The organism is Govania unica, assembly GCF_027920805.1.
GTDB classification, from domain to species: domain Bacteria; phylum Pseudomonadota; class Alphaproteobacteria; order Sphingomonadales; family Govanellaceae; genus Govanella; species Govanella unica.
On sequence record NZ_JANWOI010000002.1, the window covers coordinates 233,142 to 252,065 of the forward strand.

The window sequence follows — 18,924 nt, forward strand, 5'->3', positions numbered from 1 at the left end:
GCGGCACCGTGGATTGCCGGGTCAAGCCCGGCAATGACAGCTATGTAGGGCGTCCCAACCTCACCGCCTCGTCGAAATCTCCGTCATCTTCAACTGCGCGGCCATTTGTCGTTCGATGGAGCGCGGGTCGCGGGCGAGGGCGGCGCGGGCGGTGACGGCCATGAAATCCGTGTCCATCTCGGTGATGTATTTTTCAATGGCGAGGATGCCGGCGCGGCCGATGTCCGTGGGTTTTTCCTTTTGCCCTTTCACATGGGCGGCCATGCGGGTATCGACCGATCCCACGATCAGCGCGCTCACCTGAGTGCCCTGTTCGGCAAGCTCGGCGCGGATATTGGTGGTGAGCGCATGGGCCGCGAATTTCGATGGGCTGTAGCCGCCCATGACCGGAGCCGCGATGATGCCGCCGACCGACAGCACATTGACGATGGCCCCGCCGCCATTGGCTTTCAGTACAGGTGCGAAGGCGCGGCACATGGACAGCATGCCGAAATAATTGACCTCCATCTCAGCGCGGGCAAAGCTCATGTCCGGCGCACCGATCAGCTGTTGTTGCAGGAACGCGCCCGCGTTGTTGACGACGATGGAGACATCACCGCAGTCCCGCGCCGCCGCCACCACCTGATCCGTGTTTGTGACATCAAGCGTAATGGGGATGGCACGGCCGGGGAATTCGTCCGCCAGATGAGCGGCGTCGGCTTTCGTCCGTGCCCCCACATAGACCTTGGTGACACCGGCATCGAGAAACGCCCGCACGAAACCTTCGCCGATGCCGCGATTGCCGCCGGTGACGATGGCAACTTGTCCTGCAACTTTCATGACTGTTGTTCCCATTCTTTAAAAGCGACTGTAGGACAGGTCGGTTTTGTCCTTGGTGCCGCGATGCATGGCTGGATGCGACCAATCGAAATGACCCACGCACCAGCCTTCGTTCGGCTCCATATCGCGGTTCCAGTCGAAGGATAGTTTGCGGTAAGCGATGCGCCAGACGCCGTCCCGGCGTTCAAAGCTGTCGCAATATCGTCCGCCGGTCAGGGTGTCATAGTCCTTGTCATTCTTGCGCACGCGGAAAAATGTCAGGACATAGGTTTCAACATAAGCTTTGTCCGCATCGATAAAATCAATATGGGAGCTGGTTATATAATGCGCCATGGGGCCGCTTGTTTGCAGGCGGGGAATGGCGGCTTCGAAATAGCGGTGGGCGAGGCCCTGATAAACGCTGCCATGTTCTTCGATGGCGTCCGTGTGATAACAGGATTTCAACAGCGCCTCATCAGCGCGATCGACGCCGCGCACATAACGGGCGAGGACATCCTGAATTTCGATACGGTCGGCGAGGGCGGCAAGTCTGCTGTCAGTCATGGCGTGATCCTCGAATTTACGGTCAGGGTGCGGTCAGATGTTCGCGCCAGTTGGCGATTGGCAATTGATAAAGCCCGGGCGCAGCGGCCACCACATGGGGAATGGCCTGACTGACGACGGCGGCGGCGGAATATTGTTCGGATTTCGTTTTGGCTGTAGTGTTTTCGGGTTCGTCCAGGTTCATGTCGATGGTGACGCCCGGCAGGCCGCGAATGGAAACTTTCCAATGTTTGGCATCTTCATAGCCGGGCAGATTTTTGCCCATGACCCAATTGACGGAATGGGTGATAAATCGTTCGCCGTTGCGGATGCCATGCAGCTGCCAGTTGGTGGCGGCGACGGTGCCTGCCTTGATAATACCGGCCCGCGCCTCGATATCCTCAGGGGCGAGCGTAACCTGATGGTCGGCTTCGATGCGGTCCAGCGTGACGCCGAGACGTTCGGCCAGCGCGCCCACCGGTTGCCTGTACATATCCGTGAACAGGCGTGCGAGCTTGCCGTCCTTCAAATCGATGCTTGCGGGGTCTGATCCCATGCCCATGACACCGAATACATAATCCGGGTTGGGCATGCCGAGGCAGTCGAACACCTCACGGCAATAGATACTGTCGATATCGAGACAAAGACCGCTGGCCATGGCCGCTACACGTTCGGCGATAAAGCCCGGATTGATGCCCGCGCCAACCAGCGTGACGCCGCCTTTTTTGGCGCTGGCTTCAAGTTTTGCGGCATAGGCCGGGCTGATGCTTGCCGGGTGGAAATAGTTATTGAGCGCGATGACATTCTTGCCGGATTCCAGAAGTCGGCAGACATCTTCATCATGGGCGTCATAAGGAAAACGCAGCAGCGGGCAATGGATCACCACATCGGCATCAAGCGCAAGAATATCGTCGATGGATTTGGTGGCAAATACGCCGGTCGGATCGCGACGGGCGATGTCGCCGGCGTCGCGTCCGGCCTTGCTGTCGCTATAGACATAAAGACCGGCAAGTTCGAGGTCAGGATGATCGATGACGGCGCGCAGGCACGATTTTCCCATCGCCCCCGTCGCCCATTGTACGACACGGTAGGTCATGGCGGACTCCCGATTTTACAAATTCAAAATGGGTGATTACATCTCGAAATAATCGCGCCAGCGCGTGATTTTTCCGTTTTCGAATTCATAAATTCCCATATAGGGATGGGCCACTTTCAGACCGCTGTCCTTGATCACATATTCCTCGTAACCTTCCACAAGGAGCTTGTCGCCGTTTTCGGCATGACGATCGACGCGCCAGATCACATCGGTCATGGTGCCCCAATATTTATTGAGGAATTTTTCCACCCATTCGGTGCCGATGAGCGGACGCGAGCCGACGTGATAATGATATTCCACATCAGGTGCGAGATAGCTCAGGAAGGTTTCTTTGTCGCGGCGGATATTCGCATCCATGAGCGCGAGGACGGTATCAATATGAGCCATGCTGGTTACTCCCCTCACGATGCCTTGGGCGTTGCGTCTACGGGCGGCTTCAGATTTGATGCTTCGTAATAATCGCGCAGCTTGGCGATTTTGCCGTCGCGGAATTCAAACGCCTGCATGAAGGGTTGGTTGATCATGCGGTCATATTTTTTGTCATGAATGACTTCGAGGCCTTCAGCCAATAGGAGGTCGCCATTCTCGGCGTAATTCTTGACCTCCCACTGGGTTTGTTCATAGCTCGCGGTATAGTTGTTCAGGAACTTGCGCATTTTTTCTTTGCCGACAAGCGGCTTGGTGCCCATATGCCAATAATATTCGATATCATCGGTGAGGCAGTCGAGAAAGGCGTCGAAATCCTTACGGCGGGAACTGTCGATCAGACGATACATGGTATCGAGATTCTTGCTCATGGCAGCCTCCTTATTTTTCTTTGATAGGGGCGAGTCTATGTCAAAGAGTATTATTATGCAACTTACATAATGAGACAATTCCAGCTATCATCCGCAAATCTCATTAACTTGCAAAATAAAATCTTTTGAGTGGGAGGTGACGGGTATGGACGCGGAGATGACAAAATCTGTGGCGCCAAATGGTTGGCAGACGGCACCGTTTCGCCCGGTGCGGTTTCCGGACGTTGGCCTTCATATTGAACAGCGCGCCGACGGCACACAGATCCTGTCCGCCAAGATGCCGCTTGGGGATTTTGAGCCGGGGGTGATTCGGAGCTTCTTCGCTCATGCGGCGGCTGAGCCGGATCGCATCTGGATCGCGCGGCGGACGGGGCCCGGCGGTGCCTGGCAGACCCTCACATTCGGCGCGGCGCGGGACAGGATCCGTGCTGTTGCGGCCTGGCTTGGGGCGTCGAATTTGCCCCCGGGGCGTCCTGTTCTGATCCTGTCCGGCAATGGATTCGCCCATGCCTTGATGCTGTTCGGGGCCATGGCGGCGGGTGTTCCCGTCTGTTCGGTCAGCCCCAATTATGCCCTGCTGGGCGGCGGCTCCGAGGGCGGCAATTACGCCCGGTTGCGCTATGTGGTCGATCTCGTCAAACCCGCCGTGCTGTTCGCGGAGGAGGGCGGGGCTTATGCCGCTGCAATCGCCGCCGTGCGTGCCCCCGACATGCATGTGGTGAGCGCTGCGCCCGCCGCTTACGATGGCGGGGCCGAGGATTTTTCTGTCATCTCCACAGCGGCCGTCCCGCCGGATGTGAGCCCTGTCTATGATCCGGACGCGCCTGCGCGCTATATGCTGACGTCCGGGTCGTCGGGGCGTCCGAAGGCTGTCATTCACACCGAACGCATGATTGCCGCGAATATCAATCAGACCCATCGTGTCATGGGCGATGGGTTCGGTTGGGAACGTTCCATCCTCGACTGGCTGCCCTGGCATCATGCCTCTGGCTCGACAACCTTGATGGCCACGGCCTATCTCGGCAGCACGCTTTACATGGATGACGGCAAGCCGACGCCTGAACATTTCGCCCAATCCATCGCCAATCTGCGGGACATTCCCGTGCGATATTATGCGACCATGCCTGCGGGCTTTGCCATGCTGGCCGATGCGCTTGAGGCGGATGCCGCGTTGCGCCAGACCTTCTACAGTGAGCTGCGCACGCTCATGTTCGGCGGTGCGGGATTACCGCAGCCGCTCTATGATCGCATCCAGAAAATGGCGGTCGAAACCATCGGCCAACGCATCATTTTCGTGTCGGGATTCGGCTCAACCGAAAGCACATCCGGTTGCATGATGACCTGGTTTCCGTCGGACCGGGTGGGCATCGGCCTGCCGCTCCCGGGCACAGTTTTGAAACTGGTGCCCGATCCGGCACGGGATGGCATTTATGATATTCGCCTGAAAGGCCCCATGATCACGCCCGGTTATCTCGACGATCCCGCGCGCAACGCCGAAGCCTTCGATGACGAAGGGTTTTATTGCATGGGCGATCTCGGTCGCTTTCATGATTCGGCGCGGCCGGAGCTTGGCCTTGCCTTTGCCGGACGGCGGTCGGATCAGTTCAAGCTCGGGAATGGCACCTTTGTGGCAGGCGGTCATCTGCGCGCCGAATTGATGAAGCGGCTTGATCCCCATGTGCTGGATCTGGTGATCTGCGGCGATGGCCATGATTATCTGGCGCTGATGATCTGGTTGCGCGGCGCGGGCTGTGCCGAGGAAATCACCCGTCGTCTCGCCGACTATAACCGGGACAATCCGGGGCAAAGCACAGTGATCCGGCGTTTTCTGCTGCTGACGGAACCTCCCTCGGCGGCCGGGCATGAGATTTCCGATAAGGGCTCCATCAATCGCGCCGTGGTGATGGAGCGCCGGGTGGCCGATCTGGCCCGGTTGTATGCGGCGGTGCCAGACGGGGCGGTGGTCTCCGTTAAATAATCTCAAAAAGAAAGCTGAGGAAGCTTGACAGGGGTGGTCCTGAAAAATTAAGTTCAAGAATGCAAGTTATAAATCTTCATTCAGTTCAAGGAGGCTGCATATGGTCATGGCTCGCACGGCTTTGTCGGCAGAGATCACAAGCAAATTGCGGCTTCCGGCCATCGCGGCCCCTATGTTTCTGGTTTCCGGCCCGGAAATGGTGCTCGAATCCTGCAAGGCGGGGATTATCGGGTCCTTTCCGGCCAATAACGCGCGCACGATCGAACAGCTTGAAGACTGGCTGATCCGCATCAGCGAGACGGCGGAGCAGGCGGGCCTCCCCTGGGCGGTCAATCTCATCATGCATCGGAGCTATGCCCGGCATGAGGAAGAGCTGGCGCTTGTTATGAAATACAAGCCGCCGCTCGTGATCACCGCGCTTGGCAGCCCCAAGGATATTGTCGAGCCCATTCACAGTTATGGTGGTCTGGTGCTCGCGGACGTCAATTCGATCGAATTCGCGAAAAAGGCGGCGTCGACGGGCGTTGACGGACTTGTGCTCGTAAGTTCGGGCGCGGGTGGCCATACCGGGCAGATTTCCGGGTTCGCCTTTGTCCCGGCGGTGCGCGAATTTTTCGACGGCATCATCGTACTTGGCGGGGCCATCGGCACCGGGCAGGCGGTGCGGGCGGCGGAACTGCTTGGGGCCGATTTCGCCTATCTCGGCACGCGGCTGATCGGTTCGTCGGAAAGCATGGCCGAAGACGGTTATAAACAGATGCTGATTGACGCCTCGGCGGACGATATCGTGCTGTCGGCAGCCCTGACTGGCGTTCCGGCCAATTGGTTGAAAGCCAGCATCATCGCCGCCGGTCTCGACCCCAAGGAACTGGGCGAAAAGCGCGCCATTGATTTCGGCCGCCCCGAGGACGCCGACAAAAAGAAATGGCGCGATATCTGGTCGGCGGGCCATGGCGTCGGCTCGGTTCAGGACGTCGAACCCATCAAAGCGATCATTGACAAAATGGTCGGCGAGTATGAGGCTTGCATATAAATCCTTACCAGCCCATGAGGGCGTGACGCGCGGAGAGGACGGCGGATATGACCGAGATCTATATTCTGGGTGGCGCACAGACGGATTTTGCCCGTAACTATATGCGCAGCAACAAAGAAATCTTCGACATGTTCGCCGAGGTGGTGGAAGACGGTCTGGCCGCCACCGGCCTTGAGCCGTCTGAGATCGAAGTCGGCCATGTGGGCAATTTCGTGGCTGATCTCTTTACCGGACAGGGCCAGATCGGCGGCTTTTTCGGCCATGTGCATCCGGATTTCATCGGCATGCCATCCGGTCGTCATGAGGCGGCCTGTGCTTCGGGCTCCATTGCCGCCCTGTCGGCCATGGCGGATATCGAGGCCGGACGTTATGGCCTCGCCTGTGTGGTCGGGCTTGAATATATGCGCAATGTGCCGGGAGATAAGGCGGCCGAATATCTCGGCGCCGCCGCCTGGATCGGGCATGAGGGCGCAGGCGTTCGTTATCTCTGGCCATCCATGTTCAGCCGCATCGCCGAGGAATATAACAGCCGCTATGGCCTGAAGCGCGAGCATCTGCGGCGTATTTCCGAAATCAATTTCGCCAATGCCAAGAACAATCCGCTGGCTCAGACGCGCGGCTGGAACTTTACGGACGACAGCTTCGGGGAGGATAACACCGCCAATCCGGTGATCGAAGGCTGGATGCGCAAAAGCGATTGCGGTCAGGTCACCGATGGCGCGGCGGTGGTCTTCCTTGCCAATCGTGAGGTGGCCGAGGCCTACGCCAAAAAACGCAATCTGGCGCTTGAGGATCTGCCGCGCATCAAGGGCTGGGGCCATACCTCGGCGCAGTTGCAGCTTGAAGACAAGTTCCGCTATGGCGAACCCGGCGGCTATATGTTCCCGACCATCCGCAAGGCCATTACGGACGCCTACAGGCGGGCCGGGATCAGCTCCCCAGATCAACTCGACGCTATCGAGCTTCATGATTGCTTCTCCATGACCGAATATATGCTGATCGAGCATTTCGGCCTGGCCAACCCCGGGGAAGCCTGGAAAGTGATCGAAGCCGGGGACATCGCCATGGGCGGCCGCATTCCGATCAACCCAAGCGGCGGGCTTATCGGCCTCGGCCATCCGGTGGGAGCGACGGGGGTGCGGATCCTCCTTGATGCCTATCGTCAGGTGACTGGAACCGCGGGCGATTATCAGGTCGAAGGGGCGAAAAACATCGGCACCTTCAATGTCGGCGGCAGCGGCACCACCAGCGTGAGTTTTGTTGTCGGCCGCGACTGAAGGCTTTCCCTGTGACTTTAGACAAAGCCTCCCCGGGGTCTCATTCGGGGAGGCTTTGTTTTGCAAAAATTACCGTCTCGTGCTATCCGAAACCCCGGTCCAAAATTTGGGATGACCCATACAAAGGGCAGGACGGCAAGGTTCAAAGGCATGTTGTCGAAGACGGATCAGAGCGGAAAGCGGGACGACGAGCGGGCACCCCCGCGCGTGGACAATCGCCGCGAGCTTTTGATGAGCGCCGCCGCGCGTCTTTTCGCCAAACATGGCTATGCCGGAACCTCGGTGCGCGATATCGCCGCTGCCGTAGGCATGCTGCCAGGCTCCATGTATTACCATTTCAAATCCAAGGAAGAACTGCTGCTGACCGTCCATGCCGAGGGCGTCGCGCATATCTATGGCGCTGTGCAGGCCCGGCTTGTGACGGCGGGGGACGAGCCGTGGGAGCGGCTGCGGGCGGCATCGGTCGCCCATTTGACGGCGGTGCTCGACGGCAGCCATTATTCGATGATCATGACGCCCGAGTTTCACCTCGGCATCGAAAACGAGCTGCGGCTTCAGGTGGTGGCACAGCGCGACGCCTATGAAACCCTGTTCAAGACCCTGATCGATGCCTTGCCGCTGCCGGATGGCACCAACCGCGCCTATTTGCGGCTCGGAATTTTCGGCAGCCTCAACTGGGCCATGACATGGTTCCGCCCGGGCGGCGACAGCGCCGAAAAAATCGCCGGGGAAATGATCGACCTTTACCGTCGTAAGCTTGACCCCTCCGCCTGAGCTCGGGTGAGATCCCGCCGTTATCGCGAGCCGCGCAAGCGGCGTGGCGATCCAGCTCTTCTGGCTCGTTCCTCGGGCGGCGACACTGGATTGCTTCGGCTCCGCCTCGCAATGACGGTTATATGAGAGGGGGCATCGTCCAGATTTCTCAAAATTCACCCCACACCGCCGTCATCGCGAGCCGCGCAAGCGGCGTGGCGATCCAGTTCTTCTGGCTCGTTCCCCGGGCGGCGACACTGGATTGCTTCGGCTCCGCCTCGCAATGACGGTTATGTGAGAGGGGGCAGCATCCAGATGTTGAGATCACCTCGATAATCGGTTCTGATGATCACTGACATCAAACATTGAAGGGAACTCTGATGTGGCCCGACCGTCGTATCCTTGATTTGCTTGGGATTGAGCTGCCTATTTTGCAGGCTCCCATGGCCGGGTCGAATGGCTCGCGGCTGGCGATTGCGGTGGCTGGAGCCGGGGGGCTTGGGGCTATCCCTTGCGCGCTTCTTGGGGCTGACAAGATCCGGGGCGAGGTGGGGTTGTTTCGCGCTGCTGTCTCGGCCCCGATTAATCTCAATTTCTTCTGCCATCAGACTCCGGCCGAGGATCCTGCGCGGGCGGCTTTGTGGCGGGGACGGCTTGCGCCTTATTATGCCGAACTCGGGCTTGATGTGGAGGCGCCGATGACGGCGGCCAATCGTGCGCCCTTTGATGCGACCTTCGCCGCACTGATTGAGGAGTTGCGGCCCGAGGTGGTGAGCTTTCATTTCGGCCTGCCGGAGCCGCAATTGCTTGACCGCGTGCGCCGGGCGGGGGCCAAAATCCTGTCCTCCGCGACGACAGTGGCCGAGGCGCGCTGGCTTGCCGATCATGGTGCTGACGCCGTGATCGCGCAAGGGGCCGAGGCGGGCGGGCATCGCGGTATGTTCCTCACATCCAGGGTGGCGTCCCAGGTCGGCACCTTCGCATTGGTGCCGCAGGTGGTGGATGCCGTGGCGCTGCCGGTCATCGCGGCGGGCGGTGTGGCTGACGCGCGCGGGCTGGTTGCGGCCCTGGCGCTTGGGGCGGCGGCGGTGCAGATCGGCACGGCTTATCTGCGCACGCCTGAGGCGGCCACAAGCGCCATCCATCGCGCGGCACTCGGCACTGCCGGTGACGATCAGACGGCGATCACCAACATCTTCACCGGGCGACCGGCGCGGGCACTTGTCAATCGTCTGCTGGCCGACCTTGGGCCCTTGAGCGACCTCGCACCGGAGTTTCCGGCAGCCTCCACGGCGATCCTGCCATTGCGGGCAGCGGCGGAGTCGCAGGGATCGGGCGATTTCAGTTCTTTATGGGCGGGGCAGGCGGTGGCCCTGACGCGGGAGCAGGGGGCGGCGGAGTTCACCCGTGCCCTTGCGGCCGAGGCGCTTGACCGCTTGCAGAGGTAAAAGCCTCAGTCTTCCTTGGCGCGGCGCGCGGGTCGTACGGTCAGATTGTCGCTGCTCAGGACATCCTTGCAATGCCCGCAGACGACTTGCGGCAGTACTGGCTGGCCGCAGGGCTTGTGGCGGATGATGACCGGCGGTCCCTCTGGCTCCGCAAGCCAGCGGTCGGCCCAATGCAGGAGGCTGAGGGCGTGGGGGTAAAGATCCATGCCCTTTTTGGTCATGAAATATTCATAACGCGGCGGCTGGATCTCATAAAGCCGGCGTTCGAAAATGCCATTGGCGACCAAGGTGCGCAGGCGGTCGGTCAGGATGTTGGTGGCAATGCCGATTCTTGCCTGAATATCGTCAAAGCGATGCACGCCGAAATATTGCGTGCCGATCACAAGCCCGGTCCAGCGGTCGGCGATCAGGTCGGCCGGTTCCATGGTGGCGGCGATGGTGGCGGGGCTGTCTCCCGCTGAATTGCGTCGCCGGTGCATACGCTGCACGGCGACCTGTTCAAACCCAGCCCCCGGGCCATCTTCATAGCGGCAGGAATTGAGCGTGACCGGTTCCTTGCAATGGCCGCAAATCATTTCGGGTAGCATGGCCTTGCCGCAGCCGGTATGGGTCAGGGACAGCGGCATGGTTGGCCCCGTTAAACCCCAGCGCACCCCCCAAGCCCAGCTCATGAGCAGGGAGGGCAGCAGATCCCGGCCGCGTTCGGTCAGATGATAATCCATCCGCACCATGCCTTCGCGAAAGGGCCGCTGTTCCATGATGTCATTGGCAATCAAGGATTGCAGACGGTTCGACAGCGTGCTGCGGGCAATGCCGAGCCGGGCGCGGAAGTCCTCATACCGGGTGGCGCCGAGGAACGCTTCCTGCAGGATCAGATGGCTCCAGCGGTCACCGAGTGTGTTGAGCGCCCGATTGACGGAGCTTTTGGGCAGCAATCGATACTGATCCGTAGGCTTCATTTCTGCTCCTGCTGTAGTCGATGTGCTCGCTCACCTCACAACAACTGGCCTCTTATATACGGATTGTCTGTTTTTTCCAGTAGTTTGCTATGGTTTCCCTCAGCGGCGCGGCGGCATCGGGATGAGCTTATTGGTGCGCTTCACATAGTCGAGATAATCGGGCCGCTTTTTTTGCATGCGCCGTTCGACCGTGCCGGCGCCCATGCTGCCGACGATGTTATAGGCCAGCATGAGAACGCAAAGGATGACCGGAAATCCGATCGGATTTTCACAGGCAATGAGAAAAATGCCCACCCAGGCGACAATCTCGCCGAAATAGTTCGGGTGCCGGGAATAGCGCCAAAGCCCCGCTTGCATGGTCCGTCCCGCATTTGTCGGATGGGCGCGGAAGCGGGCAAGCTGGATGTCGGCAATGGTTTCATACAATAGCCCAAAAGCCCAGACCGCCGTCCCGATCCAGGCGAGGGTGCCAAGCGTTGTGGGTGTTTTATAGACCATAGGGATTTGGACGACGAAGGAAAACAGCCACATCAACGAGCCCTGAAGCAGATAGATATGGATCAGGCTGTAGATCGCGAAATTCTTGCCCTGAGACTCCACATGCTGCCGGAGCCGTGCATAGCGACGATCTTCGGCTCCCCAGTTGCGCCAGCCGATATATCCGGCAAGCCGCAGCGCCCAGACGCTCACCAACACAGCCACCAGCAGCTTGCGGTCCGCCGCCCCGTCGCCGAAGACATAGCTGACCCAGGCCACGCCGCCCAATCCAAGCCCCCAGAGAATATCGACGATACTCGAATCCTCAACCAGAAGGCTGATCAGCCAAAGCCCCACGAAGGCGACCAGAATCACGCCCAGATTGATGACCGCCAGATACGCAATGTCATGCAACATAAATGCCCCCTTATTTCAGTTTTTGTCGTTTGAGCGCGAGGCCGCTGGCCTCTCGGTCCCAGGTGTCGGATGTGACGCCTTCGCCACGCAGCTGAACTTTTTGAATTTTGTTGGTCGGTGTTTTGGGCAGAGCCTCGACCACGCGCACATAGCGCGGCACCATGAAATGCGCCATGCGGGGAATGAGAAATTCCACCAAACTTTGAGGATCAAGTGTGTGGCCCGGCTTAGCGGCAACCGCCACCATCACTTCTTCCTCGCCAGCCGGGCAGGGCACGCCATAGGCGGCCACTTCCAGCACGGCGGCATGGGCATAGACATCAAGTTCGACTTCGATCGAGGAGATGTTTTCGCCGCGCCGCCGGATGGCGTCTTTCTTGCGGTCGATGAAAAAGAAATTGCCGTCGGCGTCGCGGGTGACAAGATCGCCGGTATGAAACCAACCGTTGCGCCAGGCTTCAGCAGTGGCTTCCGGATTCTTGTGATAGCCTTTGAAAAAGACCCAGGGGCTGTCGCTGCGCACCACCAGTTCGCCGATCATATTGGCGCCAACTTCCATATCATGATCGTCGACCACCCGGCATTCGACGCCGGAACGCGGACGTCCGCAACTGCGGTGCGTCCGTTCATCAAGCGGCGTGATGAGCGGCGATGACAGTTCGGTCATGTTGAAGCCGGAGACGTAATGAAAATTGAAGCGCTTGCTGAGCGCGATGGTGTCATCGGTGATGGGGGCGAGCGTGCAATAGGTCAGCGGATTGTCACCGTCATCGGGCTGCGGCGGCGTCTTGGTCAAAAAGCTCGCCATGGCCCCAATCAGTCCGCTGATGGTGGTGGACCCGGTGGCGCGCAGCTGCGGCCAGAATTCGCGCGTGTTGAAACCGTCAAACAGAGCCGCCGATGCGCCCCGGGCCAGCGCCGCATAAATGCTGCTGGTGCCGCCCACATGGAACATGGGCAGATTGATCAGGATGCGGTCCGCGGCCGTCATATAACCATATTGCACCGTGGCCGTAGTCCATTGGTGGAGATAGCTGGTGATCACGCCCTTGGACGGCCCGGTGGTGCCTGAAGTGAAAATGATCAGCGGCGTGTCCCAGATTTGCGGCGCAAAGTCAAACTCGGCCGCGCTATCGCCATCAAGCACGCTGACCGGTTCCATCGTCAGCCCGCAATCGAGGTTCGGAAGATCGGGGCTGTCGACGATAAGATGCTCAAGATCGCTGTGCTCGATCTCGCTCAAGCGGTCGATCAGGGCCGGATGGACAATCATCAATCGGGCGTCCGAGGTGCGGATCGCATGTTCCAGCAGACGCCCGCGATAGCTCGTGTTGATGGGGACCAGCGTCGCACCGAGATAATTCGCGCCAAACCAGCTGCGGATCATGGTCGCGTTGTTCGGCAGCCAGGCGAGCACTGTATCCCCGGCCCGGATGCCGCGTGCCGCAAAGGCGGCTGCGGTGGCGCGCGCGATGCTGCGGGTCTGGCTCCAGCTCCAGCTGTCGCCGTTTTCATAAAGGATAAAAGTCTTGTCCGGCGTGGCGGCGGCCCATTTGTCGATCAGGCAGGAAACCACGCAATCTTCGCGTGCGGGAGTTTTCGGGTCGAACCAGGGTGGACTGGACGTCATTTAAACAGATCTCCGTATAAAAGACTCAGTGGCGGATGGCATCGAGGCTGCGGCAGAACGCCTTTCGGCCGGACAGGAGAATAAGGGCGGCAAGCGGCAGCATGATCGCATTGATGACGACGACGGCCAATCCCAGCTTCATTTCGTCCTTGAAACCATATTGGGTGAGCGACGCGATGAGCGTCGGGCCGATCCCTTGGGAAATGATGCTGCCGAACACGAAATAACAGGCGGTGATCTGGCTGCGGCATTCGTTCGGTGTCACGGCGTGAAGCGCCGTTGTTGGCAAGGCTTGCACCAGACCGAAACAAAAGCTGAGCGCGGCCAGCATGACGGTGACGCCGATGTCCGAGGTCATGAAGGGCGTAGAGACGGCGAAGGGAATGGCCAGCAGGATCGCCCCGATCAAGGTGCGCAGTGCGCCGTCTTTGATGCCGCGCTGGGTCAGGATATCGGCGATCCAGCCGCCGCAAAAAGACCCGCTTGTGGAAAAGATCAGCAGAATGCTGCCATAGATATAGCCGGTCTTCGACGCGCTCCAGCCATATTGATGTATGAGAATGCTGGGCATCCAGACCAGATAGCCGATGGCGGCAATGCCGAACAGTGAACTGCCGATGCTGATGGTCCAAAAGACGGCCGACTGCTGGCGCATAAAGGCAAACAACACGGAAAGTGACGGTTTGTTGGTGATCCCCTGACGCGCCGGTTCACGGCAGAACATCAGCGCGAGCACGATCAGGAAGCCCGGCAGCCCCACATAAAAAAAAGTCGTTTGCCAGGCTTGCAACGTGCCCACAAGCGGCAGAGTGATCGGCTTCGCATGTTCGATCATCGAAATGACTGCGCCACCGATCACCAGCGCCAGACCGCCGCCCACATAAGCGCCCATGGAATAGACGCCCATGGCGCGGCCGCGGCGTTCGGGCGGGAAGCTGTCTGAAATCAGGGAATAAGCCGCCGGAGCCAGCGCCGCTTCACCAATGCCGACGCCCATGCGGGCGAGAAACAACGGGCCAAAGCTGCCCGCGAATCCGCACAGCATGGTCATGATGCTCCAGGTGAAAATCCCGATCATGATTATGCGAATACGACTGTAGCGGTCAGACAGATAGGCGAGCGGAACGCCGGACATGGAATAGAACAGGGAAAAGGCAAGTCCGACCAACAAACTGAATTCGGTCACCGAAATCTTGAGGTCGGCACGGATGGGGCCAACCAGCAAGGTCATGATTTGCCGGTCAATGAAAGAACTGGTGTAAGCCACAAGCATGATGATGACGAGCAGCCAGGATCGCCCCTTGCTGGGCCATAGGGAAACAGGCGCCCTGGCTTGCAACAGGTCACTTGTAAGAGGCCGCCCCGGGATGAAACCCGGGTCTGCTTGCAAAGCCTCTGACGGGGCTGGGGCTGTCATTTCTGGGCGCACTCCCGCTCCCTCAAACGCGGCTGCGCCTGAGTCCCTTTTGGATGCCTGATGGTCGCTTTGCGTCGGCTTCCCTGGATTATGATCTTTTTAAGCAAGTCATTATTTTTTTGCCGCAAAGCTGTTGTCTGGATAGTAGTTCGTTTATGAAACCTCCGCAATCCGTCGTGACGTAAAGATGCAAAAATTACAAAAAATCCTTGAAAAACAGCCAATTATTGAGCTGGAAGATCGGAGGGGGCAGGCCGGAGAGGGTGTTTCAGGACAGGAATCAGTGCGTTTATGAAAGCCTTGACTAGTCCTGATATGAAAGCTATCTTTCTGGGCGAGAGGCAGGAACAGAAAACAAACTGCCCTCGCACCAAAACCCCTGAGAGCAATGAACAAGATTATCACCAGAACTTCCGTTGACTGTCCGTTTCATTCTTGCTGAGTGAGGCTGCTTTTACGACTGGTTTGGCTTTTTGTCTTTGGTCGGCAGATCGTATGAGCAGACTGAGCGCTTGGATGAAATTTCTTCAATAGAAAAATTTCATGAGGGAGGCGTTTGTGATGACTGATACCCCTATTTCCTATAGACGGCGCGGGGTTGCCGATTTCACGACGGCAATGCTTGCGACTTCGATTTTTGCTTTGACCACAGTAATGTCTGTGGCAGCGCCTGCGCCTGCGGCGGAGACATCGGCGGCTGGCGGGCTTGAAGAAATCATTGTGACCGCGACCAAGCGGACACAAAATCTGATGGAAGTGCCGATCGCGGTTTCGGCTTTTTCTGAAGCGGCTTTGCAGAATTCGGGTATCCGCGATATTCGCAATCTTGTCGCGCTTTCACCAAGCCTGAACTTCCAGACACCGGGCGGTGACTCGGATTCAAGCGTTCGTATTCGCGGCATGGGCACCACATCGACCAACGTCGGTCTTGAATCGGCGGTGGGCGTTGTCATTGATGGTGTGCCGCGGGCACGGACCGGCGTTGCGCTCTCTGAACTTGGTGACATTGAACGTATCGAAGTTCTGCGCGGGCCTCAGGGGACACTTTTTGGCCGCAATACTTCTGCCGGGCTGATCAATGTCATCACCAAGAACCCGAATATGAAGGAATTCGAGGGGTATGTTGAAGGCACATATGGCAACTATGATTACTATCGTCTGAATGGCGCGGTATCAGGTCCGCTTGTGGAAGATGTTCTCGGCGTGCGTATTGAAGGCGTTGTGCAAAAGCGCAATGGTTTCCTGCATGAGGTCAACACAGATACCGATACCATGGGCCTCAACCGCTCATTCCTGCGCGGCAAGCTTCAGTATCAGCCGAATGAAAACCTCAGGATCAAACTGAGCGCCGACTATACAAACCGCAACGAAGATTGCTGTACGGCTGTCTTTTCCCTTGTCGGCGCGAATGCCATCAAGGGGCAAACCATTGCCGCGACTCACGGCGTTCAAAGCTATGGCAGCACTCATCCCTTTGATCGTCTCGCGGCACGCTCGCCCGGCCGGGTCAATCAGGAAGACGTGAAAGACTGGGGCGTCGGGCTCGAAGTCAACTGGGATGCGGGCGTTGGGGAAGTCGTCTCGGTAACGTCTTACAGGGATTGGAAAGCCAATCGTGGTCAGGACTTCGACCATTCGGGCGTTGATCTTGGCTATATCCCGAAAGACGGCATCTTCCAGCAGTTCAAGGTGTTCAGTCAGGAACTGCGCTTCCAGGGCAAGTCAGGCCCTCTCGATTGGCTCGTCGGCGCCTGGTACTCGCATGAAGATATCACTGACCAGCGCGCGTTCCTGATGGGCGTCGATATGCCGCTGATGTTCAATACCGCCAAACCGGCTGTGCTTGCAGCGTTCCGTCCCGGTGACGGCGGCTATGGCTTCTCCAATCAGAAGGGCGAAGATTATGCGGCCTTCACCCATAATACTTATGCCATCACCGAGGCGTTGAAGTTCACGGTCGGCGCGCGCATCACCCGAAACAAGAAAAAAGTCGATCTCACGGCGAACACCATCAACCCGGCATGTGACACTGCCGTGGCTTTGAATGATCCTGTGGGGATCGGCTCATTCTGTGCGTCCTTCTGGGATTCGCGACTCAATCCTGCGGGCGGCAAGGACAGCCGGGCTGAAACCGCTTTGACCGGCACCGTCAATTTGAGCTACGAATTCAGCCCCGAAGCCAACAGCTATATTTCCTATTCGCGTGGTTATAAATCGGGCGGCTACAATCTGGATCGCGCAGGCTTCTCGACCCCGGCGACCCCGAACGCAGCCGATCTTAGTTTTGGCAAAGAAACCGTAGACGCTTACGAAGTCGGTTTCAAAAGTCAGTTTTTTGATAACACAGTCCGCTTCAACGCCGCGGTTTTCTATCAGGCCTTCAAGGGCTTCCAGTCGATCCAATACACGGGCGTGAGCTTTATCGTGTTCGGTCTGCCGAAAGCCATCACCAAAGGAGCTGAAGTCGAACTGACCTGGGCTCCGGTGAAAGGTTTGACACTTACGGGCGCCACGACTTATGCGGATGCTTACTACACAAGTGATCCGGGCAACCGGGCCTTCGCAGGCAAGCCGATGGAAATGTCGCCGAAATGGACGCTTGTCGGATCGGCAACCTATGACTTCCCGATCCCCGGCACGTCTCTGAAGGGTCTTGCCTATGCTGATATTCGCTGGGTGTCGACTTACATGACGGCAAGCTTTGGCGATATCAACCGCCAGCAGGATGCCTTCGCGCTGGTCAATGGCCGTCTTGCCCTGTCGAATGAATCCGACAGCTGGCGCGTGGAGCTCTGGGCCCGCAACCTGTTCAATCAGGATTATTACCGCCGCGTAATTCCAGCCACATTCCAGGCTGGGTCCTATTCGGCCTTCCTCGGTGATCCGCGTACATATGGCATCACCGTACGGACGAACTTCTAACCAGACAACGTCCCGCCTTGGACTGCCGGAGGGTTATTCTCTCCGGCAGTTTTTTATGGGCAAAAGAAAACCGGGACCCTCAGCAGGATCCCGGCCAGTTGGTATCAGGGAGGAATTAGAAACCGAGCTGCCGCGCCGTCAGATCTTTGAGGATTTCTTCGGTGCCGCCGCCAATGGCAAAGATGCGGGATTCGCGGAAGATGCGTTCGACCCGCGTGGTGCCCTGATAGGCTTGACCGGCCAGAATATGCATGGCCTCCCGCGCGCAATGTTCGAGGGTTTTGACACCCTGAATTTTCAACAGCGACAAATCGGCAATGGGCACATCGCCGCGATGAAAACGGTCGATGCAATAATCAAGATAAGCATAAGACACACGCAGCGCGCTGATCATCTCGATCAGTTTGTGGCGGATGGCTTGATGATCCACCAACCGCTTGCCAAAGGTTTCACGCTGTTGGGCCCAGGCCACGGCTTCGGCGATACAGGTGCGGCTCATGGCGAGGGTTGCGGCGATACCGCTGAAGCGTTCGATATTGAGCTGCCCGGCGAGACTTGCAAAGCCGCGATTCTCGGTGCCGATGAGATTGCTGACCGGCACTTCCACATTGTCAAAGGTGAAGGTGCCGATGCTGGCGTTATACCAGGTGAGGCCAGGCACCGGTGTGCGGCTGATGCCCGCGCGGTCAGCCTCGATCACAAGGAGCGAAATGCCGCCCATGCCTGGGCCGCCGGTGCGCACCGCCGCCAGGATGAAATCGGCGCGCATGGCCCCTGAAATCAAGGTTTTCGAACCATTGACAATGAAGTGATCGCCGCGCCGTTCGGCCGTGGTTTTAAGGCCGGACACGTCAGATCCGCCTGAGGGTTCGGTGACGGCAAAGGCCATTTTCTTGTCGCCGCGCAACACCGGACGGGCGATGCGATCTTTCATTTCGTCCGTGCCGTGGCTGATGATGGGCGGCAGGCCGATCCAATGGGTGGCCAGATCGGCAAATACTACGCCGCTGCCGAGGCGATGAAATTCCTCGGAGAAGATAATGCGGTGATAGAGATCGATCGGTTCGTCAAGGCCGCCAAGTTCGACCGGAAATCCCATGCCGAGAAGTCCCGCATCGGCGGCGGTTTTATAGACGGCATCGGGGAAGGTGCCGCTTTTATCCCAGTCATCAAGATGGGGGGCGATGTCCTTGTCGACGAAATGGCGCAGACGTTGCCGCCAGGCCGCATGGGCGCTGGTCAAATGCGGACTCGGCGGGCGCAGGCCGTCGAAATCGAGCTGCGAGACGGGGATGGTTTTATCACTCATGAGGTCCTCCGAGGGATGGGCAGCTTCTGGCACCGGGCCATTTTTGTTTTTTACTTGCAAATTGATACTA

At 58.4% G+C, this 18,924-nt stretch carries 16 protein-coding genes; 6 read left to right on the plus strand and 10 right to left on the minus strand.

Annotation, left to right across the window (positions count from 1 at the left end; all coding sequences use genetic code 11):
- Positions 1-60: 60 nt before the first annotated feature.
- From NYP16_RS05975 to NYP16_RS05995, 5 genes are read right to left on the minus strand one after another with little or no spacing between them, the layout of a single operon-like run.
- The gene (locus tag NYP16_RS05975; protein ID WP_274943208.1) at positions 61-819 is read right to left on the minus strand and encodes an SDR family oxidoreductase; all 759 of its coding nucleotides are present in this window, start codon (positions 817-819) and stop codon (positions 61-63) included.
- Between the two features lie 18 nt (positions 820-837).
- Positions 838-1,362: a nuclear transport factor 2 family protein gene (locus NYP16_RS05980; RefSeq protein WP_274943209.1), complete on the minus strand. Its 525-nt coding sequence runs from the start codon at positions 1,360-1,362 to the stop codon at positions 838-840.
- A 22-nt stretch (positions 1,363-1,384) separates the two neighbouring features.
- Entirely contained in the window at positions 1,385-2,437 is a 1,053-nt protein-coding gene (locus NYP16_RS05985) for an NAD(P)H-dependent amine dehydrogenase family protein (RefSeq protein WP_274943210.1), read from the minus strand.
- A gap of 36 nt (positions 2,438-2,473) precedes the next feature.
- Positions 2,474-2,824, minus strand: coding sequence for a nuclear transport factor 2 family protein (locus tag NYP16_RS05990; protein ID WP_274943211.1), 351 nt, complete (start codon positions 2,822-2,824; stop codon positions 2,474-2,476).
- Between the two features lie 14 nt (positions 2,825-2,838).
- Positions 2,839-3,234 (minus strand): nuclear transport factor 2 family protein, encoded by a 396-nt coding sequence (locus tag NYP16_RS05995; protein ID WP_274943212.1) that lies wholly within the window; start codon positions 3,232-3,234, stop codon positions 2,839-2,841.
- A 157-nt stretch (positions 3,235-3,391) separates the two neighbouring features.
- On the opposite strand from NYP16_RS05995, the gene NYP16_RS06000 reads away from it, so the two are divergent.
- The 5 genes from NYP16_RS06000 to NYP16_RS06020 all read left to right on the plus strand — a co-directional run bounded on the left by NYP16_RS06000 (position 3,392) and on the right by NYP16_RS06020 (position 9,723).
- Positions 3,392-5,212, plus strand: a complete 1,821-nt coding sequence (locus NYP16_RS06000) for an AMP-binding protein (protein ID WP_274943213.1) — start codon at positions 3,392-3,394, stop codon at positions 5,210-5,212.
- A gap of 100 nt (positions 5,213-5,312) precedes the next feature.
- Positions 5,313-6,245, plus strand: a complete 933-nt coding sequence (locus tag NYP16_RS06005) for an NAD(P)H-dependent flavin oxidoreductase (RefSeq protein WP_274943214.1) — start codon at positions 5,313-5,315, stop codon at positions 6,243-6,245.
- A gap of 47 nt (positions 6,246-6,292) precedes the next feature.
- Positions 6,293-7,522, plus strand: a complete 1,230-nt coding sequence (locus tag NYP16_RS06010; RefSeq protein ID WP_274943215.1) for an acetyl-CoA acetyltransferase — start codon at positions 6,293-6,295, stop codon at positions 7,520-7,522.
- Positions 7,523-7,672: 150 nt separating this feature from the next.
- A complete protein-coding gene (locus tag NYP16_RS06015; protein WP_274943216.1) occupies positions 7,673-8,296 on the plus strand; it encodes a TetR/AcrR family transcriptional regulator in 624 nt (207 codons plus the stop codon).
- Between the two features lie 359 nt (positions 8,297-8,655).
- A complete protein-coding gene (locus tag NYP16_RS06020) occupies positions 8,656-9,723 on the plus strand; it encodes an NAD(P)H-dependent flavin oxidoreductase (protein WP_274943217.1) in 1,068 nt (355 codons plus the stop codon).
- 5 nt (positions 9,724-9,728) lie between these two features.
- Here NYP16_RS06020 and NYP16_RS06025 read toward each other — a convergent pair whose 3' ends face one another.
- The 4 genes from NYP16_RS06025 to NYP16_RS06040 form a co-directional block, all read right to left on the minus strand.
- Entirely contained in the window at positions 9,729-10,682 is a 954-nt protein-coding gene (locus tag NYP16_RS06025; protein ID WP_274943218.1) for a winged helix-turn-helix transcriptional regulator, read from the minus strand.
- 99 nt (positions 10,683-10,781) lie between these two features.
- The gene (locus NYP16_RS06030; RefSeq protein WP_274943219.1) at positions 10,782-11,576 is read right to left on the minus strand and encodes a DUF1295 domain-containing protein; all 795 of its coding nucleotides are present in this window, start codon (positions 11,574-11,576) and stop codon (positions 10,782-10,784) included.
- A 10-nt stretch (positions 11,577-11,586) separates the two neighbouring features.
- A complete protein-coding gene (locus tag NYP16_RS06035) occupies positions 11,587-13,206 on the minus strand; it encodes an AMP-binding protein (protein WP_274943220.1) in 1,620 nt (539 codons plus the stop codon).
- Between the two features lie 25 nt (positions 13,207-13,231).
- Positions 13,232-14,623 carry a spinster family MFS transporter gene (locus NYP16_RS06040; RefSeq protein WP_346742475.1) on the minus strand — a complete coding sequence of 464 codons (1,392 nt, stop codon included), beginning with the start codon at positions 14,621-14,623 and terminating at the stop codon, positions 13,232-13,234.
- Positions 14,624-15,184: 561 nt separating this feature from the next.
- On the opposite strand from NYP16_RS06040, the gene NYP16_RS06045 reads away from it, so the two are divergent.
- On the plus strand, positions 15,185-17,545 hold the full coding sequence (locus NYP16_RS06045; protein ID WP_274943222.1) for a TonB-dependent receptor: 2,361 nt from the start codon (positions 15,185-15,187) through the stop codon (positions 17,543-17,545).
- 115 nt (positions 17,546-17,660) lie between these two features.
- Here the strand turns inward: NYP16_RS06045 and NYP16_RS06050 are convergent, their stop codons facing one another.
- Positions 17,661-18,854, minus strand: a complete 1,194-nt coding sequence (locus NYP16_RS06050; RefSeq protein ID WP_274943223.1) for an acyl-CoA dehydrogenase family protein — start codon at positions 18,852-18,854, stop codon at positions 17,661-17,663.
- Positions 18,855-18,924: the final 70 nt, after the last annotated feature.